The organism is Micromonospora sp. CNZ285 (genome assembly GCF_004637285.1).
The window spans coordinates 6,949,421-6,973,431 of sequence record NZ_SPQD01000001.1; the positions used below are offsets into that span (position 1 = coordinate 6,949,421).

Here is a 24,011-nt window from a genome sequence, read left to right on the forward strand (position 1 = left end):
TTCCTGCCGTGCCGAGGTGCGGCGGCGATCCGAGGTGTGAGCTGATCGGCGGCTTTTCCGGGGATTACGAGGCGTGCCAGCCTTTCCGCCGTGCGTGACGCTGGGGACAATCGGGTGATGGATCATCCCCGTGAGCTCACCGTCGAGGCGCCCCGGGCCTGGGACCGGCCGGTCGTCGCCGTGTCGGTGCTGATCTGCCTGTCCCTGGTCGGCGGCCAGCTGCCGTCCTTCTCGACCGCGGCGAACCTCTACATCCTCACCACCGGCGGGGGGTTGATCTGGGTCGGCCTGAGCAACCGGGTGCCCCGGCGTCCGGCGCCGCGCCGGCTGCCGTCGGTGGCGCTGTGGTGGCTGGTGCCGGTGACCGTCTTCGGGGTCTTCGAGGGGGCCACGTTCGTGATGGCGGCCGGTGACGACTTCCCCACCTTCTCCCGGCTGGCCGACCCGCTGCTGGAGGACAATCTGGCCCGGTCGGCGGCCTGGTTCGCGTGGCTGTCCGCGTTCTGGGGACTGGTGCGCCGATGATGCGCGCACTGGCGATCGGCGGGTTCGGAGTCTCGATCGTGCTGTTCGCGGTGGTCGAGTGGGCCGCGCGCCGGGAGGGGTCGCGGATCCCGTCGCTGGCCGACGTCTGCGCGTTCGTCATGCGGTACGAGGTGGGCCCGGTGCCGGTCGGCCGGATCGGGCTGTTCGGTTTCTGGTGGTGGCTGGGCTGGCACTTCCTGGCCCGCTGACCGCCCTCGCCGGAGCGGGACGACGAGGTTGATCTTTCCGCATTTCGGGAACTGTGGGCAGCATCTGGAAAGTGAACGTTAATTTGGGTGCGGGACCGGCGCTTCGCGGCGCTGGTCACGGGCGGTGGTGCCGCACCCGGCCTCGCCTCCCTCCAGGGTCAGACCGACCCGGGCTCCCGCTGCCAGGCGAGCCGCTCCGGTGATCCCGGACCGCCGCCGGGCGCTCAGCCGCCGACGACTTCCGGTCGCGGCGCGATTCGCCGTCGCGCCGTTCCGGAACGCCGGGCGCCCGTAGGACCGCCACGTCCCGGCGGTCCGCACCCTGGAAGGACCTCAGATGCCCAGCAAGCGCAAGCCGCAGACCGAGACCACCACCGACGAGGCGCGCGAGCAGATGCGCCGCGCGCTGCAGACCTCGATGGACACCCGTCAGTGACGTACGCCGTCCGGCGGTGACGCCGGCCGGGCCCGCGGACCACACCCCGGCCCGACGCCGACGTCACCGCCGCTCGGGGCACATCGCCGCCCCGCACGCCGCTACCGTCGCCCGGTGCGACGCATCCTCGTGGTCGGCAGCTCCGGCGCCGGCAAGAGCACGCTTGCCGGTGAACTGGCCCGGCGACTCGACCTTCCCCTGATCCACCTCGACCGGCACTACTGGCGCCCCGGCTGGACCGCGTCCGCCCCGGCTGACTTCCGCGCCGAGGTCGCAGCGCTCGCCGCCCGCCCGGCCTGGGTGATGGACGGCAACTACGCGAGCACGCTCGACCTGCGGCTGCCCCGCGCCGACCTGCTGGTGCTCTGCGACACCTCCCGGTTGCGCTGCCTGGTCCGGATCGTCCGCCGCCGGTGGGCACATCGCGCCGCGTCCCGCCCCGACCGGCCCGAGGGCTGTCCGGAGCGGCTCGATCTCGACTTCCTGCCCTACGTCTGGCGCTACCCCCGCGACTCCCGGCCCCGGGTGCTGGCCGCGCTGTCCGAGCACGCCCCCGGGCTGCCGGTGCGCCGTCTGCGCGGGCGCCGTGACACGGCCCGGTTCCTGGCCGACGTGAGTAAGTAGCCCCTCGCCTTGCGGACCTTACCGGGCGCGTGCCAGGATCGGCGGCGATGAGCACCACCGCCACCCCCGTCACCGCCTCGCCGCGGCGGATCGCCGCGCTCGCGCTGCCCGCCCTCGTGGTGCTGGCCGCCGAGCCGCTCTACGTCCTCGTCGACACCGCAGTGGTCGGTCACCTCGGCCGGGTGCCGCTGGCCGCGCTGGCCGTCGGCGGCACGGTCATGACGCTCACCGCCTGGGTCGGCACCGTCGTCGCGTACGGCACCACCGGCCGCTCGGCCCGCCGCTTCGGCGCGGGGGACCGGGCCGCCGCGGTGGCCGAGGGCGTCCAGGCGTCCTGGCTCGCGCTCGCCACCGGAGTGCTGGTGGCGGTCGCCATCGGCATCGGCGGGGGCGCGCTGGCGCGTACCCTCGTGGGCGGCCCCGGCGAGGTGGCCGACGCCGCCGCCGGATGGCTGCGGATCGCGGCGCTCGGCGCGCCCGGCCTGCTGCTCGCCGCCGCCGGCAACGGCTGGCTGCGCGGCATCCAGGACACCCGCCGCCCGCTGCTGTTCGTGCTCGGCCCGAACCTGCTCTCCGCGGTGCTCTGCCCGCTGCTCGTCTACCCGGCCGGGCTCGGCCTGGTCGGCTCGGCGGTGGCGAACGCGATCGCGCAGACGCTGTCCGGGGTGCTGTTCGCGGCGGCGCTCGTGCGGGAGCGGGTCTCGCTGCGCCCCCGGCCCCGGGTGATCGGTCAGCAGCTCGTGCTCAGCCGGGACCTGCTCGTGCGGGGCGTCGCCTTCCAGGCCAGCTTTCTGTCCGCGACAGCCGTCGCGGCCCGCTTCGGGGCCGCAGCGGTCGGCGCGCACCAGATCGCCGTACAGCTGTGGTTCTTCACCGCGCTGGTGCTCGACGCGCTGGCCATCGCCGCGCAGTCGCTTGTCGGCGCCGCGCTCGGCGGCGGCGACGCGGCGGCCGCGCGGTTCCTGGCCCGCCGCATCGCGCTGCTCGGCGGGCTGTGCGGCGTGGCCTTCGCGGTGCTCATCGCCGCCGGCGCCGGCGTGGTGCCGTCGTGGTTCAGCTCCGATCCGCAGGTACGCGAGCAGGCCATGACGGCCTGGCCCTGGTTCGTCGCGCTCCAGCCGATCGGCGGCGTGGTGTTCGCGCTCGACGGGGTGCTGATCGGCGCCGGCGACGTGCGCTACCTGCGCAACCTCACCATCGTGTGTGCGTTCGGCGGGTTCCTGCCGGCGATCTGGCTGGCCTACGGGTTCGACCTCGGGCTGGGCGGGATCTGGGCCGGGCTGACGCTGTTCGTGGTGCTGCGGCTGGCCGGCCTGCTGCTGCGGATGCGCTCGGGCGCGTGGGCGGTGGTCGGCGCGGTCCGCTGACGCGGATCAGCAGGTGTCCGGCAGGTCGACGGTCTTGTCCGGGTCGAACACCGCGTCCGGGTCCGGGTCGGCCGGACCGCCGAACGACGGCTTGCCGAGCGCGAGCAGCCCCTTGTCCAGCGCGGCGCAGTCGATGTTGGAGGCGTACGAGTCGGCCCGCTCGATCCACAGCCCGGCGGAGGCGGTGGTCACGTCGGCCGGATGCGGGGTGCTCCACTTCACCGTGTCGTGGACCACCACGACGCCGTCGCCCGGCGTGGGGCTGGTGGTGGGGAACGCGTACGCCCAGACGAAGTTCGTGGTCACCTCCAGGATGCGGATGCCGTCCCGGTCCTTCGTCGCCCGGTAGCTGATCCGGCCCTTGACCCGGGGCTGGTCGGCGGTGAGCCGGGCGCCGGGGGCGAGCCGGGTCGCGTAGGTGCCCGCCTCGCCGGTGGGGAAGTCGTCGCGCACACCGGCCCGCGCGTCCGGGGCGAACTGGCGGACCAGCCGCTCCGGGCTCTTCGCGGTGAAGAACGCGCGGTCCAGCCGGGCGGTGATCAGCGCCTTGCGTACCTTGGCCAGCGTGTCGGCCACCTGCTTCTCGCTGAACGCGCCGGTCCGCTTGGCCCGGGGCAGCGCGATCCCCGCCGCGCCCTCCGGGAAGGCGGCCGCCGGGGTGCCGTCGAACGGGCCGGCGGCCGGTGGCGGGGACGCCGACGAGGACGCCTGCTCACCGACCGGCAGGCTGACCGTGGGGTGTTCGGCGGCCGGCTCACGCCAGCGCTGGAAACCCTGGTAGCCGAGGCCGCCGACGAGCCCGAAGAACGCGAGCAGCACCAGCACGAGTCCGCCGCCGAGCAGCTTGCCGGAGTGCCCGCCGAGCGCGATCCGCAGCCGGTCCGCCCGGCCGGGCGGCACCTCGGGCTCGGGCCGGCGCAGCCACTCGGGCACCCGTCCCAGCTCGTCCTCCGGCGCGCCGCCGGCGGGGTGGGGGGCGGGAGTGGAGCGGTGATCGGTCATCGGACTTCCCGGGCAGACGGGGCGGTGGCGCACGATCTTGACACCCGGCCGAAGCTGGGCGGTATCCCCCGCAGGGCCGATCACCGACGTCTGGCAGGCTTGGCGGTCGTGAGCACAGACGGTCTGATCGTGGTCGACAAGCCCGGCGGCATGACGTCGCACGACGTGGTGGCCCGCATCCGGCGGCTGGCCCGTACCCGCCGCGTCGGGCACGGCGGCACGCTCGACCCGATGGCCACCGGCGTCCTCGTGATCGGGGTGGGCCGGGCGACCCGGCTGCTCACGTACGTGATCGGCGCCGGCAAGAGCTACGCCGCGACGATCCGGCTGGGACAGGTCACGGTCACCGACGACGCCGAGGGCGAGGTGGTCGCGACCACCCCGGCCGGCGCGGTCACCGACGACGGGGTACGCGCCGCGCTGGCCGCCCTCACCGGCGAGATCGACCAGGTGCCGAGCGCGGTCAGCGCCATCAAGATCAACGGTCAGCGGGCGTACAAGCGGGTCCGCGACGGCGAGGCGGTCGAGCTGCCCGCCCGCCGGGTCACCGTGTCGCGGCTGGACGTGCTGGCGATTCGCCGGGACGTCCCGGACGTGGTGGACGTGGACGTGGACGTGACCTGCTCGTCCGGGACGTACATCAGGGCGCTGGCCCGCGACGCGGGCGCGGCGCTCGGCGTCGGCGGTCACCTCACCGCGCTGCGCCGGACCGCGGTGGGCGGCTTCACGCTCGCCGAGGCGGCCACGCTCGACCAGCTCGAGGAGCGCGCGCCGGACGTGGTGAACCTGCCGCTGGACGCCGCCGCCGCGCGGTTCTTCCCGCGCCGGGACGCCACCGCCGACGAGACCCGGGTGCTGTCCCACGGCGGGCCGCTGGCGCCCGCCGGGATCACCGGGCCGTACGCCGTCTTCGACCCGGCGGGCGGGCTGATCGCTATCGTCAGCGAGCGGGATGGTCGGGCCCGCGCGGAGATCGTGCTGGCCCCGGCCTGAACGGCGCGCGGGCGGACAGGGGGAGGAACGGCATGCAGCGGTGGCGGGGGTACGAGGCGGCGCCCGGCGGCTGGGGACGCTCGGTGGTCACCATCGGCGTCTTCGACGGCGTGCACCGGGGGCACCAGGCCACCATCGGTCACGCCGTGGCGCGCGCCCGGGAGCTGGGCGTCAAGTCGGTGGTGGTGACGTTCGACCCGCACCCGGCCGAGGTGGTACGCCCCGGCTCGCACCCGGCGGTGCTGACCGAGCCGGCCCGCAAGGCCGAGCTGATCGAGGCGCTCGGCGTGGACGTGCTCTGCGTGGTGCCGTTCACCGTCGAGTTCTCCCGGCTGCCGCCCGAGGCGTTCGTGCACGACGTGCTGGTCGCGCACCTGCACGCCGCGCTGGTGGTGGTCGGCGACAACTTCCGGTTCGGGCACCGGGCCGCCGGTGACGTGCCGCTGCTGGAGCGGCTGGGCCGTACCTTCGGGTTTGCGGTCGAGGGCGCGCCGCTGGTCGCCGAGGCGGGGACGGTCTTCTCCTCCACGTACATCAGGTCCTGCGTCGACGCGGGCGACGTGGGCGCGGCGGCCGCGGCGCTGGGCCGCCCGCACCGGGTCGAGGGCGTGGTGGTCCGCGGCGACCAGCGCGGACGTGAGCTGGGTTACCCCACCGCCAACCTGCTGACCCACAGGTACGCGGCGGTGCCGGCCGACGGCGTGTACGCGGCCCGCCTGGTGCGCCGAGACGGCGAACCGCTGGCCGCGGCGGTGTCGATCGGCACCAACCCGACGTTCTCCGGCCGGGAGCGGCGGGTGGAGGCGTACGCGCTGGACTTCAGCGGCGACCTGTACGGCGAGCGGCTGGCCCTGGACTTCGTGGCGCACCTGCGTGAGCAGCGGACATACGACGCGATCGAACCGCTGGTGGCCCAGATCGCCGAGGACGTGGAACGCACCCGCCGGGCGGTGCTCTGACCGGCGCGGGGCCACCTTGACCGGCCGTCCGTCCCGAGGGCTGGTAGGCTGACGGAGACGTCGGCTGACCGACGGGGGCCTCGCGTGCCTGCACGACGCCGCGGGTGCGAGGAACCGGTCCGTTGCACCGGTCACCACGACCGCTCCGGACCTCATCGAATGACCCACGAAACAGGGAGAACATGGCGCTCGACCAGGAAGCCAAGGCCAAGATCCGCCAGGAGTACGCCACCGCCGAGGGCGACACCGGCTCGCCCGAGGTGCAGGTCGCGGTCCTGACCAAGCGGATCGCGGAGCTCACCGAGCACCTGAAGGTGCACAAGCACGACCACCACAGCCGCCGTGGGCTGCTGCTGCTGGTCGGCCGGCGCCGCCGGCTGCTGAACTACGTCCAGAAGAAGGACATCAACCGCTACCGGTCGCTCATCGAGCGGCTCGGCCTGCGCCGATGACCTGACGGGGGAGTGGCCGCCTGGCCGCTCCCCCGTTTCCGGTACCACCGAAGAACCCGGCCGCGCGACACCCGAGAGGGAGCCGGTCAGCACCGGTCTCCGGTAGTGGCCCCCGGGAATCCCGGCACGACGCCGGCCGTCCCGGGCGCTTCGATCGAAGACCGGCCGCCTGAGCAGTTCCCGTGTCGTCGGCCGACGACGCGAAGGAGCACCACAGCACATGACCGAGACCAACCTCGGCACCGAATCCCGCACCGCGGTGATCGACAACGGGGCCTTCGGCACCCGCGAGATCACCTTCTCCACCGGCCGTCTGGCCCGCCAGGCCGCCGGCTCCGTCGTCGCCCAGCTCGGCGAGACGGTCGTCCTCTCCGCCACCACGGCCGGCAAGCAGCCGCGCGAGTCGTTCGACTTCTTCCCGCTGACGGTGGACGTCGAGGAGCGGATGTACGCCGCGGGCCGCATCCCCGGCTCGTTCTTCCGCCGCGAGGGCCGGCCCAGCGAGGACGCCATCCTCACCTGCCGGCTGATCGACCGGCCGCTGCGCCCGTCGTTCGTCAAGGGCCTGCGCAACGAGGTCCAGGTCGTCGAGACCGTGCTGGCACTCGACCCGCAGCACCCGTACGACGTGGTGGCGATCAACGCCGCCTCGATGTCGACCAAGCTCTCCGGCCTGCCGTTCTCCGGCCCGATCGGTGCGACCCGGGTCGCGCACGTCGACGGCCAGTGGGTCGCCTTCCCGACCCTGGAGGAGCTCGAGCGGGCCACCTTCGACATGGTCGTGGCCGGCCGCACCCTGGCGGACGGCGAGGTCGCGATCATGATGGTCGAGGCCGAGGCCACCCCGAACGCCGTGACCCTGATCTCGGGTGGCGCGACCGCGCCGACCGAGGAGATCGTGGCCAGCGGCCTGGAGGCCGCCAAGCCGGCCATCCGCGAGCTGTGCCGGGCGCAGAGCGAGCTGGCCGAGGTGGCCGCCAAGCCGGTCGCCGAGTTCCCGATCTTCCTGGACTACCAGGACGACGCGTACGACGCGGTGGCCGAGGTGGCCCGCGCCGACGTCGCCGAGGCGCTGAAGATCGCCGGCAAGGCCGACCGCGAGGAGGCCCTGGACCGGATCAAGGCCAAGGTCGCCGAGGAGCTGACCGGCCGGTTCGAGGGTCGCGAGAAGGAGCTGTCCGCCGCGTTCCGTTCGCTGACCAAGTCCGAGGTCCGCAACCGGGTGCTGCGCGAGCAGGTCCGCATCGACGGCCGCGGCCCACGTGACATCCGCCCGCTGACCGCCGAGGTCGGCGTGCTGCCGCGGGTGCACGGCTCGGCGCTGTTCGAGCGCGGCGAGACCCAGATCCTGGGCGTCACCACGCTGAACATGCTGCGCATGGAGCAGATGGTGGACACGCTGTCCCCGGAGAACCGCAAGCGCTACATGCACAACTACAACTTCCCGCCGTACTCGACCGGTGAGACCGGCCGGGTCGGCTCGCCGAAGCGGCGCGAGATCGGCCACGGCGCGCTCGCCGAGCGGGCGCTGATCCCGGTGCTGCCCTCGCGCGAGGAGTTCCCGTACGCCATCCGGCAGGTCTCCGAGGCGCTCGGCTCCAACGGCTCCACCTCGATGGGTTCGGTCTGCGCCTCGACGCTGGGCCTGCTCTCGGCCGGTGTGCCGCTGAAGGCGCCGGTCGCCGGCATCGCCATGGGCCTCATCTCCGACGAGGTCGACGGCAAGACCCAGTACGTGACGCTGACCGACATCCTCGGCGCCGAGGACGCGTTCGGCGACATGGACTTCAAGGTCGCCGGCACCCGTGACTTCGTCACCGCGCTCCAGCTCGACACCAAGCTGGACGGCATCCCGTCGGACGTGCTGGCCGCCGCGCTCCAGCAGGCGCACGAGGCCCGGCAGACCATCCTCGACGTGATGCAGCGGGCCATCGAGGCGCCGGCCGAGATGTCGGACTACGCCCCGCGGGTCACCACCGTCAAGATCCCGGTCGACAAGATCGGCATGGTGATCGGCCCGAAGGGCCAGACCATCAACGCGATCCAGGACGAGACCGGCGCCGAGATCTCCATCGAGGACGACGGCACGATCTACGTCGGCGCCACAAACGGCCCGTCCGCCCAGGCCGCAGTCGACCGGATCAACGGGATCGCCAACCCGACGCTGCCCAAGGCCGGCGAGCGGTTCCTCGGCACCGTGGTGAAGACCGCCGCGTTCGGCGCCTTCATCTCGCTGCTGCCGGGCCGCGACGGCCTGCTGCACATCTCCAAGGTGGGCGACGGCAAGCGGGTCGAGAAGGTCGAGGACTTCCTCAACGTCGGCGACAAGGTCGAGGTGGAGATCGCGGACATCGACGCCCGCGGCAAGATCTACCTGGACAAGGTCCGCCCGGAGGGCGCCGAGGCGCCGGCCGCCGCCGAGGGTGGCGACCGTCCGTCCGGCCGGGACCGCGGCGGCGACCGCGGCCCGCGTGACCGGGGTGACCGCGAGCGTCGTTCCGAGGGTGGCGAGCGCCGCTCCGAGGGTGGCGAGGGCGGCGGCGAGTCCCGTCCGCGCCGCCGGACCCGGCACAGCTGATCCACCGACCGGCCCGGGTGACGTCCGCGTCACCCGGGCCGGCCCACGGCTCCAGGTCGCCTGCGCGAGCTGGAGCCGTCGTACGTCCCGCCGTTCCTCGTCATCCGGAGAGCAGGTTCTCGTGAGTTCGTCAGGCGCCTCGACGGGACGGGGGGTGGCGCCGGCCGGCTCGGCGGCCCGCGCGGTCACCCGTACGCTCAGCGACGACCCGCTCGGCGGCACCGTCCGCCGTACCGTGCTGCCCAGCGGGCTGCGGGTGCTCACCGAGGCGATCCCGGCGATGCGCAGCGTGTCGTTCGGCATCTGGGTGGCGGTCGGCTCGCGCGACGAGACCGGCACGCAGGCCGGCGCCGCGCACTTCCTGGAGCACCTGCTGTTCAAGGGCACCAACAAGCGCAGCGCGCTGGAGATCTCGGCGCAGATCGAGGCCGTGGGCGGCGAGACCAACGCCTTCACCACGAAGGAATACACCTGCTACTACGCGCGGGTGCTGGACGAGGACCTGCCGCTGGCCATCGACGTCATGTGCGACCTGGTCGCCGACTCGGTGCTGGCCCCGGCCGACGTGGAGACCGAACGCGGCGTCATCCTCGAAGAGATCGCCATGCACGACGACGAGCCCGGCGACGAGGTGCACGACCTGTTCGCCCGCGCCGTCTACGGCGACCACCCGCTGGGCCGGCTCATCTCCGGCACCGAGGAGACGGTCACGCCGATGACCCGGCGGCAGATCCAGGGCTTCTACCGCCGCCGCTACACCGCGCCGCAGATCGTGATCGCCGCCGCCGGGAACCTCGACCACGCCGCGGTGGTCAAGCTGGTCCGGCAGGCGCTGCGCGGCACCCCGCTGGACACCGACCCGGCGTCGCCGGCGCCGCACCGGTCGGCCACCCCGACGGTACGCACCAGGCCGGCCACCACGCTCGTCGAGCCGAAGGAGACTGAGCAGGCGCACGTCATCCTCGGCTGCCCGGGGATCGACCGCACCGACGACCGGCGGTTCGCCCTCGGCGTGCTGAACAACGTGCTCGGCGGCGGCATGTCCAGCCGGCTGTTCCAGGAGATCCGGGAGCAGCGCGGCCTGGCGTACTCGGTGTACTCGTACGCCAGCCAGTACGCCGACAGCGGCGTGTTCGCCGTCTACGCCGGTTGCGCGCCGGGCAAGGTGGACGAGGTGCTGGACCTGACCCGCGCGGAGATGGCGCGGGTGGCCGCCGAGGGGATCACCGAGGCGGAGCTGGCCCGGGGCAAGGGGATGAGCAAGGGCTCGTTCGTGCTCGGGCTGGAGGACACCGGCTCGCGGATGAGCCGGCTCGCCAAGGGCGAGCTGCTCTACGGCAACCTGATGCCGGTGGACGACCTGCTGTCCCGGGTGGACGCGGTGACGCTCGACGACGTGAACGCGCTCGCCGCCGACCTGCTCGGCCGGCCGATGTCCCTCGCGGTGGTCGGCCCGTTCGACTCCGGCAGTTTCGCGGCCACGAGCTGAGCGCCGCGCCGGTCCGCCGGATCCGGTGCCGGGCGCTGGGATAGGTTGTGGGCCGTGACTGAGCAGCAGAAGACGGCGGCCCGGGTCGGTGTGCTGGGCGCACGGGGCCGGATGGGCATGGAGGTCTGCAAGGCGGTCGACTCCGCCGCCGACCTGGAGCTGGTCGCGGCCGTCGACCAGGGCGACGACCTGGACGCGGTGGCCCGGGCGGCCGCCGGGGTGGTCGTCGACTTCACCACCCCCGACGCGGTCATGGACAACCTGCGCTGGTGCGTCGAGAACGGCGTGCACGCGGTGGTCGGCACCACCGGCTTCACCGAGCAGCGGCTCGCCGAGGTGCGCGGCTGGCTCGCGGACCGGCCCGGTGTGGGCGTGGTGATCGCCCCCAACTTCGGCATCGGCGCGGTGCTGATGATGCAGTTCGCGGCGCGCGCCGCCCGCTACTTCGAGTCGGTCGAGATCGTCGAGCAGCACCACCCGCGCAAGCTGGACGCGCCGAGCGGCACCGCCACCCACACGGCCCGGTTGATCGCCGCGGCCCGCGCCGAGGCCGGTCTGGGGCCCGCGCCGGACGCCACCCGCGACGAGGTGGCCGGCGCCCGCGGCGCCGACATCGACGGGGTACGCGTGCACGCGGTACGCGCCACCGGCCTGGTCGCCCACCAGGAGGTGCTGTTCGGCACCACGGGTGAGACGCTCACCATCCGGCACGACTCGTACGACCGGGTGTCGTTCATGCCCGGCGTGCTGCTCGCGGTCCGCGAGGTGGGTCGTCGCCCCGGGCTGACGGTCGGCCTGGACGCCCTGCTCGACTGACCTGCCGCGGTGTGCCCCCGGCCCGCTGCGGGAAACCGTTTTGCCTGGTCGGGGGCGTCGACCTAGGCTGCTTTCCATGATCGATTCCGGACACTCCGACCGCACCGGCCGCCGGGTGACGCTGCGCCCGGTGGACGACGGCAACTGGCGGGCCGTGGCGGACGTCGCGCCGCACGACGACCAGCGGGCCTTCGTGGCCGCACTCGCCGCCCGCTACCTGCTCCTCACCGAGCGCTCGGACGTCTGGAACTCGCTGGCCGTGTACGCCGACGAGACTGTCGTCGGCCACGTCATGTGGGGCGTGGACGACGACGAGTCGCGCTGGATCGGCGGCATGGTGATCGACGCCGCCGAGCAGGGCCGGGGCCTGGGCCGCGCCACGGTGCGGACGCTCACCGACTGGCTCGCCGAGGCGGGCGAACCGATCCGCCTGAGCTACCACCCCGACAACAGGCCCGCCGCCGCCCTCTACACGTCCCTGGGCTTCCACCCCACAGGCGCGATGGAGGACGCCGAACTGGTAGCCGAACTCCCCCCAGCCTGACCCGCGTCGAGGGCCGGCGGTGCGGCGGGTGGGGTGGCGGTCCTGCCCCGTGCCGGGACCGCCGGCCCACCCACGCGAGGGTGGACCGGCGGCCGGGCGGAAACTCATCGGTCGGCTGAGGAATTTTCCTCCGCGGTCTCCGGGACCGCCACGTGGAAGCGGAGCTGGGGGACGAGCATGTCGTCCACGTCCAGCGCGCGGGTCGCGCCGTCCGGCTCCCAGCCGGTCGAACCGAGGAACTTCCGGGTCGCCGCGTCGGCGTCGAACGTCCACGCCACCGCCCGGGTCAGCCCGTCGGACCGCCAGTGGTCGACAGCCGCGGCGAGCAGCCGGCTGCCGTGCCCGCGCCGCCCCCACCGGGGCTCGACCAGCAGGTCCGTCACCGCCGCGACGCCTGAACGGAGCGCCTCGGCCGGCTCGTCCGGGGCGAGCGCGTCGGCGTCGGCCGGACCGGAGGCGACGAACCCCACCAGATAGGATTGCGCCGCCTGTTCGACGGCGACCAGCACCCGGTGCGCGCCCGAGGGCGGCTCCTGCACCGCCGCACTCCACCGCCGCGCGAGGTACGCCTCGTCGAGGTTGTCGAGCACGTGCCGGGGCAGGATCCGGCGGTACGCGACCCGCCAGGTCGCGAGCTGGATGCGTGCGATCTCGCCGGCGTCCTCGGGACGCGCGGGCCGGACGTAGCCTGCAGCCATGGCACGTGAGCCTACGCAGGGCGAGGAGGGTGACGGTGGCGCAGGGTGCCGGGCGGACGATCACGCAGGTCGTCGCCGTGGTGGCGCTCGCCGCGGCGGTCACCGTGTTCCTCTCCGTGGCGGCGGTGCGGCACGGCTTCTTCGACCTGCAGGTCTACTACGGCGCGCTGACGTACTGGGCGCGTGACGGCGGGGAGATCTACGACTTCCTGCGCCCCGGCACGCAGTACGGCTTCACCTACCCGCCGTTCGCCGCCCTGGTCATGCTGCCGATGGCGTACCTGCCGTGGAGCGCGGCGATCGTGGTGAGCGTGACCGCGACGGTGCTGGCGAGCGCCGTGGTCATCTGGCGGCTGCTGGACCCGGTGGCCCGCCGGTCCGGCTGGACCCGCTGGTTCGCGCTCGCTGTCGCGCTCTGCCTGGCCGCCGCGTACGAGCCGATGCGCGAGACGGTCAACTTCGGCCAGGTCAACATGCTGCTGCTGTTCCTGGTGGCGGTGGACCTGCTGTGGCTGCTGCCGGCACGCAGCCGCTGGGCGGGCGTGGGCATCGGCCTGGCCACCGCGATCAAGCTGACGCCCGGCATCTTCATCGTCTACCTGCTGGTCACCGGCCGCTGGCGGGCCGCGCTGACCACAGTCGGCACGGCCGCCGTCGCCACGCTGGTGGCCGCCGGTCTCTTCCCCGACGCCTCCCGGGAGTTCTGGACCGAGGCGCTGTGGAACACCGACCGGGTCGGTGAGCTGGCGTTCGTCTCCAACCAGTCGCTGCGCGGGGTGGTGGCCCGGCTCGACCCGCAGCACCCGAGCACCATCGCCTGGCTGGCGCTCGTACTCCTGACGCTCGTGGTGTGGGCGTGGCGTTCGCGGGCGGCGGTGGCCGCCGGCGACGAGGCCACCGGCCTGGCCCTCACCGGCGCCGTGATGTGCCTGGTCAGCCCGGTTACCTGGGTGCACCACCTGGTCTGGCTGCTGCCCGGGCTGATCCTGCTCGTGGACAACGGCATGGCGGTGCCCGCCCGCAGCCGCCGGCGCCGTCTGCTGCTGGCCGCCGCGTTGATCGGGTACGCGCTGCTGTGCAGCCGGATCGTCTGGTCCTGGGAGAAGGACTTCAGCGGCGTGGACGGGTTCCTCGGCAGCAACACGTACGTGTGGATCAGCCTGGCGCTGCTGCTCGGACTGCCGATCCGGCGCTGGCTCACGCCGGCCGGCGGCGGGCGCCCCGGCGACGGCGTCCCGGCCGGGTCAGCCTCCGGTGGTGTACCGCAGCTCGCGGAGCAGGATCGGGGTGCGCCCGCCGGAGAGCGGCACCGGGTAGGTGGACTCCTCGCCGTCCGGTGAGTGCCCGGTCCGCTCGTAGAAGCGGCGGGCGCGGGCGTTGTCGGCGAGCACCCAGAGCCGGTACCCGGTCCAGCCCCGCTCGGCCAGGCCGTCGCGGGCCGCCGCGAGCAGTGTCCGGGCGGCGCCCGAGCCCCAGTGCGCCGGCTCCAGGTAGATCGCCAGCAGCTCGCCGTGCGCCGGGTCGAGGTCGCCGCGGTCCTGGTTGTTCCGGTACGGCCCGAACGTGGTGAACCCGACGATCGTGCCGCCGTCCTCGGCGACGAGCGTGGTGAACGGGTGCTCCGGGTCGGCGGTGCCGAGGTCGCGGCGGCGCTGCGCCCAGGCGCGCGGGTTCAGCCGGCTCAGCACCTCCTCGGGCATGATCCCGGCGTACCCGGCCTGCCAGCCGTGGACGTGTACCCGGGCGATCGCCTCGGCGTCGTCCGGTTCCTCCCGGCGAATGGTGAGCACCTGTCCGTTCTATGCCCCGGCGGGCGATGGGTCCAGCCGCCGCTCCCGATGTCGTACCGCTGGATTAGGGTCGCCGCGATGGCCGTACCGGAATCGCTCTCCCTCGCCCAGGCCCGCCGGATCGCCCTGGCCGCCCAGGGCTTCGCCGACCCGGCGCCCACCGGCGTGCCCACCCGCCGCCACCTGCGCCGGGTGCTCGACCGGGTCGGGCTGATCCAGATGGACTCGGTGAACGTGCTCCAGCGGGCGCACTACCTGCCGCTCTACAGCCGGCTCGGGCCCTACCCGACCGCCCTGCTCGACACCGCCGCCTACCGCCGCCCGCGTGAGCTGTTCGAATACTGGGCGCACGAGGCGTCGCTGGTGCCGGTGGGGCTGCACCCGGCGTTGCGCTGGCGGATGGCCAAGGCCCGCGACGAGGCGTGGGGCGGGATGCGCCGGATCGCCGAGGAGCAGCCCGAGCTGGTCGCCTGGGTCCGTGACGAGGTGGCCGCCCGGGGGCCGCTGACCGCGGCCGAGATCGAGCACGACGCCCCCCGGGAGACCGGCAACTGGGGCTGGAACTGGTCGGCCGTGAAGCGGGCTCTCGAGTTCCTGTTCTGGGCCGGCGAGGTCACCGCCGCCGACCGCACCAACTCGTTCGCCCGCCGCTACGACCTGCCCGAACGGGTGCTCCCGGCCGCCGTGCTGGACGCGCCCACCCCGAGCGACGCCGAGGCGCACCGGTCGCTCGTGTCGATCGCTGCCCGCGCGCTCGGCGTCGCCGCCGAGACGGACCTGCGCGACTACTTCCGGCTGCCGGTCGCCGGGGCGCGGCGGGCGGTGGCCGAGCTGGTCGAGGCCGGCGAGCTGACCCCGGTCACCGTGCAGGGCTGGCGGCAGCCCGCCTACCTGCACACCGACGCGCGGCTGCCCCGCTGGGTCCGCGGCAACACGCTTGTCAGCCCGTTCGACCCGCTGGTCTGGGAGCGGGCACGCACCGAGCGTCTGTTCGGCTTCACCTACCGGATCGAGATCTACGTGCCGGCGCCCCAGCGGGTCTACGGCTACTACGTGCTGCCCTTCCGCCAGGGCGAGCGCTTCACCGCCCGGGTCGACCTGAAGGCCGACCGGAAGGCCGGGGCGCTGCTGGTGCCCGCCGCCTGGGTCGAGCCGGGCGCCGACCCTGGAGAGACCGCAGTGGCGCTCGCCGCCGAGCTGTACCGGCTCGCCGGCTGGCTCGGCCTGGACGCGGTCGCCCCGCCCGCCGCGGGCGACCTCGCGGGGCCGCTGGCCGCCGCGCTGGTGGGCGTGGCCGGTGTACGGTGAGCGCGTGACGAGCGTTGACCGGCCTGCCACCGCGCCCGACCCGCACACCGAGCCGCACCCGCACCCGCACCCGCACCCGCACGGGCACGCGCAGCCGGAGTCCGGATCGCCCGCGCATGCCGGTCCGCCTGCTCCCGCCGGAGCGCCGGGGGAGCCGTGGCCGGGTTACCCGGTGGCGTATCAGCCGGTCGAGGCCGACCGGTTCACCCGGATGGTGATGCGCCTGCACGCCCGCGCCCCGCGCTGGGCGGTGCCGCTCGCCGCGCTCGGCTGCGTCGGCCTCGGCGTCGCGTACGCGCTGATCAGCGACCCGACCCGCAGCGACCCGGACGCCGCACCGACCTGCCTGCTCAAGCTGACCACCGGCCTGGACTGCCCGGGCTGCGGCGGCACCCGCGCGCTCTGGTACGTGCTGCACGGCGACCTGCCCGCCGCCGCCCGCCACCACTTCCTGTTCGTCTTCGCGCTGCCGTTCCTGACCTGGCTCTTCGTGGCCTGGGCCGGCAACCGGGCGTTCGGCTGGAAGCTGCCCGAGGCCCAGTTCAGCCCCAAGGTCATCGGCGTGTTCCTAGCCGCGTGGGGGGTCTTCTCGGTGGTCCGCAACCTACCCTGGGCCCCCTTCACCTCGCTCTACGTCTAGCCCTCTCCGCCCTCTCCGCCGGAGGGCCGGGAGATCTTGGACACCTGGGCGGAGCGCCCGCTGGTCGGCCGCGTGCCCGATTTCCACGCCGGGCGCGGGCCAACTACAGTCGCAGGAATGCCGGAGATGGTTCAGCCCCAGGTCAAGTTGATCGCGTGGACCCAGTTCCAGGCGCCCGAAGAGGTGCCCTGGTCCACCGACGCCGACGGTGGGCAGGCGCTCGCCGAGTTCGCCGGCCGGGCCTGCTACCAGAGCTGGAAGAAGCCGAACCCGGCCACCGCCACCAACGCCGGCTACCTGGCGCACATCCTGGAGGTCGGCCACCTGAGCGTGCTGGAGCACGGCTCGGTGAGCTTCTACTTCAGCGGCGTCTCCCGCTCGTTCACGCACGAGCTGATCCGGCACCGGCACTTCTCCTACTCGCAGCTCTCCCAGCGCTACGTGCCCGAGCGGGACGCCGCGATGGTCGAGCCGTCGGTGATCGCCGACGACCCGGAGCTGCACAAGAAGTTCGTCGAGGCCACCGACGCGGCGGTGCGGGCGTACACCGAGTTGCTGGAGGGGCTGGAGGCCCGCTTCACCGACGAGCCCAACCCGACGCTGCGCCGCAAGCAGGCCCGCCAGGCGGCCCGGGCGGTGCTGCCCAACGCCACCGAGACGCGGATCGTGGTGACCGGCAACTACCGGGCCTGGCGCCACTTCGTGAAGATGCGCGCCACCGAGCACGCCGACGTGGAGATCCGCGAGCTGGCGGTGGAGTGCCTGCGCCAGCTCAAGGGTGTCGCGCCGAACGTCTTCGCCGACTTCGAGATCTCCACCCTGCCCGACGGCACCGAGGTGGCAGCGTCGCCGCACGCCGAGTGACTCGTCGCCCTTCGCCGCCGGGCCACCGGCGGCCGTCCGCTAGGTTGTGAGCATGACGCACGACCACTCCGCCGCCCCGAGCCGGGGCGCGTCGCGCCCGTTCGGGCGAGTGTTGACGGCCATGGTGACCCCGTTCACGCCGGACGGCGGCCTGGATCTCGACGGCGCCGCCCGGCTGGCCGAATACCTCGTCGACGAGCAGGGCAACGACGCGCTGGTCCTCAACGGCACCACCGGCGAGTCCCCGACCACCACGGAGGCGGAGAAGGAGTCGCTGATCCGCACCGTGGTCGAGGCGGTCGGCGACCGGGCCCGCATCGTCGCCGGGGTGGGCACCAACGACACCCGGCACACCGTCGAGCTGGCCGCGCAGGCCGAGAAGGCCGGTGCGCACGGCCTGCTGGTGGTCACGCCGTACTACAACAAGCCGCCGCAGGCCGGGCTGCTGCGTCACTTCACCACCGTCGCGGACGCCACCGGCCTGCCGGTCATGCTCTACGACATCCCGCACCGCACGGGCGTGGCGATCGCCACCGAGACGCTCGTGAAGCTGGCCGAGCACGGCCGGATCGTCGCGGTGAAGGACGCCAAGGGCGACCTGCTCGCCACCGCGGAGGTGCTCAGCCGCACCGACCTGGCCTACTACAGCGGCGAGGACGCGCTCACCCTGCCGATGCTGTCGATCGGCGCGGTCGGCGTGGTCGGCACCTCCACCCACTTCACCGGCGCGCTGACCACGCAGATGATCGAGGCGTTCGAGGCGGGCGACAACGCCCGGGCGCTCGCCCTGCACCGGCGGTTGCTGCCGCTCTACACCGGCATCTTCCGCACCCAGGGCACGATCCTGGTCAAGGCCGGCCTGGGGACGCAGGGTCGCCCGGCCGGTCCGGTGCGGCCGCCGCTCGTCGACGCCACCGGTGACGAACTGGCCCAGCTGCGCGCCGACTGCGCCGCGGCGGGCCTGCCCCTGCCCGAATGAATCAACGACACGACGGACGCCGCGCGACGGCGTCGCAGAATGAGGTGACGCGTGACCGAGGCGCACATCGAGGGTGAACTGCCCCCGCCGCTGCCCGAGGGCGGCCTGCGGATCATCCCGCTCGGCGGACTCGGCGCCATCGGCCGGAACATGACCGTCTTCGAGTACGACGGCAAGCTGCTGATCGTCGACTGCGGGGTGCTGTTCCCCGACGTCGAGCAGCCGGGCGTGGACCTGATCCTGCCCGACTTCGGCCCGATCCTGGACCGGCTGGCCGACGTGCAGGCGATCGTGCTCACGCACGGCCACGAGGACCACATCGGCGCGGTGCCGTACCTGCTCGCGCACAAGCCGGACATTCCGCTCGTCGGCTCGCAGTTCACGCTCGCGCTCGTCGAGGCGAAGCTGGCCGAGCGGCGGATCCAGCCGTACACGCTGACCGTGCGGGAGGGCGGCCGGGAACGGCTGGGCCCGTTCGAGTGTGAGTTCTTCGCGGTGAACCACTCGATCCCGGACGCGCTGGCGGTGGCCATCCGTACGCCGGCCGGCCTGGTGCTGCACACCGGCGACTTCAAGATGGACCAGCTTCCGCTCGACGGGCGGATCACCGACCTGGCCGGGTTCGCCCGGCTCGGCGCCGAGGGTGTCGACCTGCTGCTCTCGGACTCGACGAACGCGGAGATTCCCGGGTTCGTCACGCCGGAGAAGGAGATCGGCCCGGTCCTCGACTCGATCTTCGCGAAGGCCAAGGGGCGGATCATCGTCGCCTCGTTCGCCTCGCACGTGCACCGGGTGCAGCAGGTCTTCGACTCGGCCGTCGAGCACGGCCGCAAGGTGGCGCTGATCGGCCGGTCCATGGTCCGCAACATGGGCATCGCCCGCGACCTGGGCCTGCTCAACATCCCGGCCGGCCTGGTGGTCGGGATCGAGGAGGCCACGAACCTGCCGCCCGAGCAGATCGTGCTGATGTCCACCGGTTCGCAGGGCGAGCCGATGAGCGCGCTGGGCCGGATGGCCAGCGGCGACCACCGGCACATCACCATCGCGCCGGGCGACACCGTGGTGCTGGCGTCCTCGCTGGTACCCGGCAACGAGACCTCGGTCTACCGGGTGATCAACCGGCTGGCCCGGGCCGGCGCCGTGGTGGTGCACAAGGACGTCGCGAAGGTGCACGTCTCCGGCCACGCCCCGGCCGGCGAGCTGCTCTACCTGCTCAACGTCGTACGCCCGAGCAACCTGATGCCGGTGCACGGCGAGTGGCGGCACCTGCGGGCGCACGCCCGGCTCGGCATCGAGTCCGGCGTCGCGCCGGACCGGGTCGTGCTCTGCGAGGACGGCGACGTGGTCGACCTGGTCGAGGGCCGCGCCAGCCTGGTCGGGCGGGTCAAGAGCCGGTACGTCTACGTCGACGGCCTCGCCGTCGGTGACGTCAGCGAGTCGCTGCTCACCGAGCGCCGCATCCTGGGCGACGGCGGGTTCATCGCCGCGACTGTCGTCGTCGACTCGGTCACCGGCAAGGTGGTCGCCGGGCCGACCGTCTCGGCGAAGGGCTTCTCCGAGGACCCGGAGGCGTTCAACCCGGTGGTCCCGCTGGTCACCGAGGCGCTGAACCGGGCCGCCGCGGACGGCATCACCGACCCGCACCAGCTCCAGCAGATCGTCCGCCGCACGGTGGGCCGCTGGGTCAACGACGCGTACCGCCGTCGGCCCATGATCGTCCCGACCGTCGTCGAGGTCTGACCCGACCGCGCCGCGCGCCGGTCCACCGTCCGCGGTGGGCCGGCGCCGTCGCTTTCCGGGTACGCCCCGACACGGCGCGTCGAAACGTGCCGCCGGTACTCATCCGATCGGCGTCCGTCTCCGTACCTCCCGATGGCCGGCGTGCCCCTGCGCCGGTCGGGAGGAGCGTGGCGGATGGACCGCAGACGGATGACAGTCATCGGCGTACTGGTGGCGGCGGCCGGGTTGACGGCGGCGGTGACCGTACCGTCGTTCGCCGGTGAGGAGCCCCGGCGGGCCGCGCCGGCGGCCGACGGCGTCGCGCCGGAGGTCCTCGACGCGATGGGCCGCGACCTCTCGCTGACCCGCGACCAGGCGGCGAAGCGGCTGCGGACCGAGCGATGGGCGGCCGGTACCGTCACCCGGCTGCGCGGCGAACTCGGCGCCGGCTACGGGGGAAGCTGGCTCAGCGCGGACGGCGCCACGCTCACCGTGGCGGTGGCCGACCCGGCCGGCGAGGCGCGGGTACGTGCGGCGGGCGCGGTGCCCAAGCGGGTCGCCCGGGGCGTCGCCGAGCTGGACGCGGTCAAGAGCCGGCTGGACGCGGCGGGCGCCGACGCCAGCCCGGACGTGGCCGGCTGGTACGTCGACGTGGCAGACAACGCGGTGGTCGTGATCGCCCGTCCGGGCGCGGAGGCCGACGGCCGCCGGCTCGCCGCCGCCGCCGGGTCGAAGGCCGGGATGGTCCGGGTGCGGACCGCCGACGAGGCCCCGCGTCCGCTGTTCGACGTGCGGGGCGGCGACGCCTACCTGATCAACAACGCGGGCCGCTGCTCGGTCGGCTTCTCCGTGGTCGGCGGGTTCGTCACCGCCGGGCACTGCGGCCGGCCGGGGGACCGCACCACCGGATCGAACCGGGTCGCCCAGGGCACGTTCGCCGCGTCCTCGTTCCCGGGCGACGACTGGGCGTTCGTACGGGTGAACGCCGACTGGACGCCGCAGGGCGTGGTGACCGACTTCGCCGACGGCGGCACGGTGGCGGTGAACGGCTCCACCGAGGCACCGGTGGGCGCGTCGATCTGCCGGTCCGGCTCCACCACCGGCACCCGCTGCGGCCTGATCCAGGCGAAGAACGCCACAGTCAACTACCCGGAGGGCACCGTCACCGGGCTGACCCGGACGAACGTCTGCGCCGAGCCGGGTGACTCCGGCGGCGCGTGGCTCTCCGGCGACCAGGCGCAGGGCGTCACCTCCGGCGGATCCGGCGACTGCACCCGGGGCGGCACCACGTTCTTCCAGCCGGTGAACGAGATCCTCCAGCGCAACAACCTGACGCTCGTCACCGCCGGCGACCAGCCCGCGCCCACGCAGCCGCCTGCGGGCGGCGGCGAGACCACCCCGCCCGCGACCGCCGAGCCCACCCCGCCGGCGGGCGACACCGAGTGCTCCGGCCAGGTGAGCCGGACCGGCCGGATCGCCGCCGGACGGACCCAGATCCAGCCGGACGGGCGCTTCTACCGGGTGCCCGACGGCACCCAGGAGGCGTGCCTGTCCGCGCCCGACGGCGCCCGGGTGGTGCTGGAGCTGCAACGCTTCACCGGCGGCGCGTTCCGCACCGTGGCCCGCGCGGCCACCGCCGACGGCACGGCCCGCCTGACCGCCGACACGTCGGCCGGCGCCTACCGGTACCGCGTCGTCGGGTTGTCCGGCTCCGGCGAGTACACGCTGGCGTTCTCCGCCCGCTGACCGCCGCACCCAGACCGCGGCCCCCGATCACCACCGCCCGGTGGTCGGGGGCCGCGCCGCGTCGGCGGCACGGTTCCTCCGGGAATCACCACCGCCCGGTGGTCGGGGGCCGCGCCGCGTCCGGGCGCTGTCGGTCGGTGCGGCTCAGGGCAGCGCGGCGACCGCTTCGGCGTACGCGGTGCCGGTGCGGACCGCGGCGGCCACCAGCACCGCGAGCTGCGCCGGGGCCACCCCGCAGGACAGGTCGGTGGAGACGCCCGCGGCCAGCACCAGCGTCCCGTCGCCGGGCTCGTGCACGTATGCGGCGGGCAGCAGCCGGTCGTGGTTCCAGGCGTTGCAGAACGCGTACGCCTCGGCGCGCCGCCCGGCCGGCAGCCGCCGCTCCGCCACCACCCGGGCGTGCAGCACGTCGCCGTCTCGGCCGAGCAGGCGGAACTGGATCGTGGCCTCGCCCCACCGCCCGGCGAGCGTGCCGTCCGGCTCCGCCGTGTACGGCTCCCCCCGGGCGTCGAGCGCGGCGGCGAGCAGCGCCGCGTCCAGCGGTGCCGGTTCCTCCGGCCCGGGCAGCAGGGGTTCGGCCGGATCATCGGCGTCCGGCTCCTCGTCGAACTCGCTCTCGGCAGCCAGCGACACCGGCGCGGCGAGCGGCCGCTCGGCCAGCCAGGAGGCGATCCGGCCGGACTGGTGCCCGGTGCCGTTGCGGGCGTCGAAGCTGCCGGCGAGCGCCGTCGCCAGCGCCTGCAACTGCGTACCGAGCGTCGCCACGTCCACCTCGGCCGCCGGCCGGGAACCGTGCCCCGGGCGGTGGATGCGCCGCCCGCCCAGCCCGGCCTCGGCGGCCAGTCCGCACAGCAGCGCCCCCGCCGCCGCGAACTCCATCGCGGACAGGTCGTCGGCCGGGCGGTCCAGCTCGGGCAGCTGCTCGGTGAGGATCTCCAGCCCACGATGCGGGTAGCCGCCCAGCGCGCAGAAGCGCAGATGCGCGGCGAGCAGCGGGAACGCCGCCTTCTCGCTGCGGTGCCGGCGGTACGCGCGCACGTGCGCCCGGGCCGCCCGGGTCACCGCGCCGGTACGCAGCCACGGCAGCAGCCCCACGGCGAGCGCCCGTTCCGGCTGGTCGGTGCAGGCCGTCGCGCCGGCCGCTGCCGCCTGCCGCTCGCCCCGCCGGGTCGGTGGCGCCTGCGGCTCGGCCCAGCCGGTCAGCGCCGGTGCCAGCGCCGCCAGTGCCGCGTCCGGCTCGCCCCAGCCGGCCAGCAGGTCGGCCCGCCGCGCCGGGGCGCACCCCGCACAGCCACCCACCGGGTCGTCTTCGTCCGCCGCCGACCAGCGCTCGTACGCCCGCCGGGCCGCCGGCTCGTCGCCGAGGTGGTCGGCGAGCCGGCAGCGCAGCTCCGCCACCGGCGCCGCGTCCTCGCCCAGTTCCCCGGCGAGCGCGTCCAACAGGGACCGGGCCTGGTCCAGACCCACCCGGGGAGTGCCGAACGACGCCTCCACCGCCTGCCGCTGATGCCGGCGCAACCGGGTCAGCTCGTCCGGGCGGGCGTCCAGCAGCCCGGGGTGCCCGTCCAGCGTGGCCCTCATCCGCCGGACCGGCTCCACCGCCCGCCACCGCTCGCCCCGGTGCAGGTACGCCTCGACCAGCGCGAACCGCGCCGACAGGGCGGTACGCGGATCGCCGGTGGCGTCCGCCCGCGACGCGATCCGCTCCAGCTCGGCGCAGCGCTCCGCGCCGTCGGGCCGGTCCCGGGCGTCGGCGAGCGCGGCGGCCAGCCCTCTGTCGCGTGCCGTGGTCACCGGAGCGTCCCGCCGGCCAGCTCGTCGACGGCGGCGGCGAGCTGGCACCCGGTGGTCACGCCACAGTCGACGAGCCGGTCGAGCTGGTGCGGCGTCACCCCGCGCTCCAGGTCGGTGGTGACCTCGCCGCACACCTGGGCCGACCCGTCGTCGGCGACGTGCACGTACGCCTTCGGCCAGAGCCGGTCGTGGTTCCACGTGTTGCAGAACGCGTGCAGCTCGGGCACGCGCTCGATGCCGAAGTGGTCCGCGACGACGGTGCGGACCTGGAGCAGCTCACCTGCCGCGCCCCGGCGGTGGAACCAGATCAGGTTCCGCTCCCAGCGGCCCACCAGCGCGCCGTCGGGTTCCTCGACCACCGCGTACCCCCGGTGGCCGAGCACGGCGGCGATCAGCTCGCCGGTCAGCGGGCGCAGTTCCTGCGGGTATCCGGCCAGCGGACCGTCCGGACCGTCCTCGATCTCCGGCGACGCCATCGG

General features: G+C 74.2%; 23 protein-coding genes. 18 read left to right on the plus strand and 5 right to left on the minus strand.

The genetic code is table 11. The features are described 5' to 3' along the window. Positions 1-117: 117 nt before the first annotated feature. The 4 genes from CLT75_RS32255 to CLT75_RS32270 all read left to right on the plus strand — a co-directional run bounded on the left by CLT75_RS32255 (position 118) and on the right by CLT75_RS32270 (position 3,161). A complete protein-coding gene (locus CLT75_RS32255; protein WP_135243820.1) occupies positions 118-525 on the plus strand; it encodes a hypothetical protein in 408 nt (135 codons plus the stop codon). Continuing rightward, on the plus strand, positions 525-734 hold the full coding sequence (locus CLT75_RS32260; protein ID WP_175438725.1) for a DUF6186 family protein: 210 nt from the start codon (positions 525-527) through the stop codon (positions 732-734). The genes CLT75_RS32255 and CLT75_RS32260 overlap by 1 nt, the downstream gene beginning before the upstream one ends. A 550-nt stretch (positions 735-1,284) precedes the next feature. Beyond that, positions 1,285-1,794 (plus strand): GTPase domain-containing protein, encoded by a 510-nt coding sequence (locus tag CLT75_RS32265; protein WP_486485320.1) that lies wholly within the window; start codon positions 1,285-1,287, stop codon positions 1,792-1,794. A gap of 47 nt (positions 1,795-1,841) precedes the next feature. Then, the gene (locus CLT75_RS32270) at positions 1,842-3,161 is read left to right on the plus strand and encodes an MATE family efflux transporter (RefSeq protein WP_013474439.1); all 1,320 of its coding nucleotides are present in this window, start codon (positions 1,842-1,844) and stop codon (positions 3,159-3,161) included. A 6-nt stretch (positions 3,162-3,167) separates the two neighbouring features. On the opposite strand, the gene CLT75_RS32275 is transcribed toward CLT75_RS32270, so the two are convergent. After that, positions 3,168-4,163: a hypothetical protein gene (locus CLT75_RS32275; RefSeq protein WP_135243821.1), complete on the minus strand. Its 996-nt coding sequence runs from the start codon at positions 4,161-4,163 to the stop codon at positions 3,168-3,170. 108 nt (positions 4,164-4,271) lie between these two features. Here CLT75_RS32275 and truB point away from each other — a divergent pair, with 108 nt between their 5' ends. The 7 genes from truB (at position 4,272) to CLT75_RS32310 (ending at position 11,994) form a co-directional block, all read left to right on the plus strand. Further along, complete coding sequence (gene truB, locus CLT75_RS32280) at positions 4,272-5,156, plus strand: tRNA pseudouridine(55) synthase TruB (RefSeq protein ID WP_135243822.1); 885 nt, start codon at positions 4,272-4,274, stop codon at positions 5,154-5,156. A gap of 32 nt (positions 5,157-5,188) precedes the next feature. Then, positions 5,189-6,115, plus strand: a complete 927-nt coding sequence (locus CLT75_RS32285; RefSeq protein ID WP_013284677.1) for a bifunctional riboflavin kinase/FAD synthetase — start codon at positions 5,189-5,191, stop codon at positions 6,113-6,115. Between the two features lie 182 nt (positions 6,116-6,297). Continuing rightward, on the plus strand, positions 6,298-6,567 hold the full coding sequence (rpsO, locus tag CLT75_RS32290; protein ID WP_013284678.1) for a 30S ribosomal protein S15: 270 nt from the start codon (positions 6,298-6,300) through the stop codon (positions 6,565-6,567). 220 nt (positions 6,568-6,787) lie between these two features. Further along, on the plus strand, positions 6,788-9,145 hold the full coding sequence (locus CLT75_RS32295; protein ID WP_135243823.1) for a polyribonucleotide nucleotidyltransferase: 2,358 nt from the start codon (positions 6,788-6,790) through the stop codon (positions 9,143-9,145). Positions 9,146-9,266: 121 nt separating this feature from the next. Next, positions 9,267-10,634: a M16 family metallopeptidase gene (locus CLT75_RS32300; protein WP_135243824.1), complete on the plus strand. Its 1,368-nt coding sequence runs from the start codon at positions 9,267-9,269 to the stop codon at positions 10,632-10,634. 54 nt (positions 10,635-10,688) lie between these two features. Further along, the gene (gene dapB / locus CLT75_RS32305; RefSeq protein WP_135243825.1) at positions 10,689-11,450 is read left to right on the plus strand and encodes a 4-hydroxy-tetrahydrodipicolinate reductase; all 762 of its coding nucleotides are present in this window, start codon (positions 10,689-10,691) and stop codon (positions 11,448-11,450) included. Between the two features lie 76 nt (positions 11,451-11,526). After that, positions 11,527-11,994 carry a GNAT family N-acetyltransferase gene (locus CLT75_RS32310; RefSeq protein ID WP_135243826.1) on the plus strand — a complete coding sequence of 156 codons (468 nt, stop codon included), beginning with the start codon at positions 11,527-11,529 and terminating at the stop codon, positions 11,992-11,994. A gap of 104 nt (positions 11,995-12,098) precedes the next feature. On the opposite strand, the gene CLT75_RS32315 is transcribed toward CLT75_RS32310, so the two are convergent. Next, the gene (locus tag CLT75_RS32315; protein WP_135243827.1) at positions 12,099-12,692 is read right to left on the minus strand and encodes a GNAT family N-acetyltransferase; all 594 of its coding nucleotides are present in this window, start codon (positions 12,690-12,692) and stop codon (positions 12,099-12,101) included. Positions 12,693-12,727: 35 nt separating this feature from the next. On the opposite strand from CLT75_RS32315, the gene CLT75_RS32320 reads away from it, so the two are divergent. After that, entirely contained in the window at positions 12,728-14,032 is a 1,305-nt protein-coding gene (locus CLT75_RS32320; protein WP_135243828.1) for a glycosyltransferase family 87 protein, read from the plus strand. On the opposite strand, the gene CLT75_RS32325 is transcribed toward CLT75_RS32320, so the two are convergent. After that, entirely contained in the window at positions 13,937-14,482 is a 546-nt protein-coding gene (locus tag CLT75_RS32325) for a GNAT family N-acetyltransferase (RefSeq protein ID WP_135243829.1), read from the minus strand. The two genes, CLT75_RS32320 and CLT75_RS32325, sit on opposite strands and share 96 nt — an antisense overlap. 78 nt (positions 14,483-14,560) lie before the next feature. Here CLT75_RS32325 and CLT75_RS32330 point away from each other — a divergent pair, with 78 nt between their 5' ends. The 6 genes from CLT75_RS32330 (at position 14,561) to CLT75_RS32355 (ending at position 21,738) form a co-directional block, all read left to right on the plus strand. Further along, positions 14,561-15,790, plus strand: coding sequence for a DNA glycosylase AlkZ-like family protein (locus tag CLT75_RS32330; RefSeq protein ID WP_135243830.1), 1,230 nt, complete (start codon positions 14,561-14,563; stop codon positions 15,788-15,790). Continuing rightward, positions 15,780-16,430: a DUF2752 domain-containing protein gene (locus CLT75_RS32335; RefSeq protein ID WP_135243831.1), complete on the plus strand. Its 651-nt coding sequence runs from the start codon at positions 15,780-15,782 to the stop codon at positions 16,428-16,430. The genes CLT75_RS32330 and CLT75_RS32335 overlap by 11 nt, the downstream gene beginning before the upstream one ends. A gap of 126 nt (positions 16,431-16,556) precedes the next feature. After that, positions 16,557-17,294, plus strand: coding sequence for an FAD-dependent thymidylate synthase (gene thyX / locus CLT75_RS32340; RefSeq protein WP_026268015.1), 738 nt, complete (start codon positions 16,557-16,559; stop codon positions 17,292-17,294). A gap of 52 nt (positions 17,295-17,346) precedes the next feature. Continuing rightward, positions 17,347-18,273, plus strand: coding sequence for a 4-hydroxy-tetrahydrodipicolinate synthase (gene dapA, locus CLT75_RS32345; protein WP_135243832.1), 927 nt, complete (start codon positions 17,347-17,349; stop codon positions 18,271-18,273). 51 nt (positions 18,274-18,324) lie between these two features. Beyond that, entirely contained in the window at positions 18,325-20,013 is a 1,689-nt protein-coding gene (locus CLT75_RS32350) for a ribonuclease J (protein WP_135243833.1), read from the plus strand. A 174-nt stretch (positions 20,014-20,187) separates the two neighbouring features. After that, positions 20,188-21,738, plus strand: a complete 1,551-nt coding sequence (locus CLT75_RS32355) for an alpha-lytic protease prodomain-containing protein (RefSeq protein ID WP_135243834.1) — start codon at positions 20,188-20,190, stop codon at positions 21,736-21,738. A 144-nt stretch (positions 21,739-21,882) separates the two neighbouring features. Here CLT75_RS32355 and CLT75_RS32360 read toward each other — a convergent pair whose 3' ends face one another. Continuing rightward, entirely contained in the window at positions 21,883-23,532 is a 1,650-nt protein-coding gene (locus CLT75_RS32360; protein ID WP_135243835.1) for a type III secretion system chaperone family protein, read from the minus strand. Next, on the minus strand, positions 23,529-24,008 hold the full coding sequence (locus CLT75_RS32365) for a type III secretion system chaperone family protein (protein ID WP_135243836.1): 480 nt from the start codon (positions 24,006-24,008) through the stop codon (positions 23,529-23,531). Before CLT75_RS32365 ends, CLT75_RS32360 begins: the two co-directional genes overlap by 4 nt. Between the last annotated feature and the right edge of the window lie 3 nt (positions 24,009-24,011).

Bases quoted from the DNA above. Each gene is read 5' to 3' on its own strand.
- CLT75_RS32310 (WP_135243826.1), top strand. From the start codon at position 11,527: ATGATCGATTCCGGACACTCCGACCGCACCGGCCGCCGGGTGACGCTG.
- rpsO (WP_013284678.1), top strand. From the start codon at position 6,298: ATGGCGCTCGACCAGGAAGCCAAGGCCAAGATCCGCCAGGAGTACGCC.
- CLT75_RS32285 (WP_013284677.1), top strand. From the start codon at position 5,189: ATGCAGCGGTGGCGGGGGTACGAGGCGGCGCCCGGCGGCTGGGGACGC.
- CLT75_RS32255 (WP_135243820.1), top strand. From the start codon at position 118: ATGGATCATCCCCGTGAGCTCACCGTCGAGGCGCCCCGGGCCTGGGAC.
- CLT75_RS32365 (WP_135243836.1), bottom strand. From the start codon at position 24,008: ATGGCGTCGCCGGAGATCGAGGACGGTCCGGACGGTCCGCTGGCCGGA.
- CLT75_RS32330 (WP_135243830.1), top strand. From the start codon at position 14,561: ATGGCCGTACCGGAATCGCTCTCCCTCGCCCAGGCCCGCCGGATCGCC.
- CLT75_RS32295 (WP_135243823.1), top strand. From the start codon at position 6,788: ATGACCGAGACCAACCTCGGCACCGAATCCCGCACCGCGGTGATCGAC.
- CLT75_RS32355 (WP_135243834.1), top strand. From the start codon at position 20,188: ATGGACCGCAGACGGATGACAGTCATCGGCGTACTGGTGGCGGCGGCC.
- CLT75_RS32260 (WP_175438725.1), top strand. From the start codon at position 525: ATGCGCGCACTGGCGATCGGCGGGTTCGGAGTCTCGATCGTGCTGTTC.
- dapA (WP_135243832.1), top strand. From the start codon at position 17,347: ATGACGCACGACCACTCCGCCGCCCCGAGCCGGGGCGCGTCGCGCCCG.
- CLT75_RS32270 (WP_013474439.1), top strand. From the start codon at position 1,842: ATGAGCACCACCGCCACCCCCGTCACCGCCTCGCCGCGGCGGATCGCC.
- CLT75_RS32315 (WP_135243827.1), bottom strand. From the start codon at position 12,692: ATGGCTGCAGGCTACGTCCGGCCCGCGCGTCCCGAGGACGCCGGCGAG.
- thyX (WP_026268015.1), top strand. From the start codon at position 16,557: ATGGTTCAGCCCCAGGTCAAGTTGATCGCGTGGACCCAGTTCCAGGCG.
- CLT75_RS32275 (WP_135243821.1), bottom strand. From the start codon at position 4,163: ATGACCGATCACCGCTCCACTCCCGCCCCCCACCCCGCCGGCGGCGCG.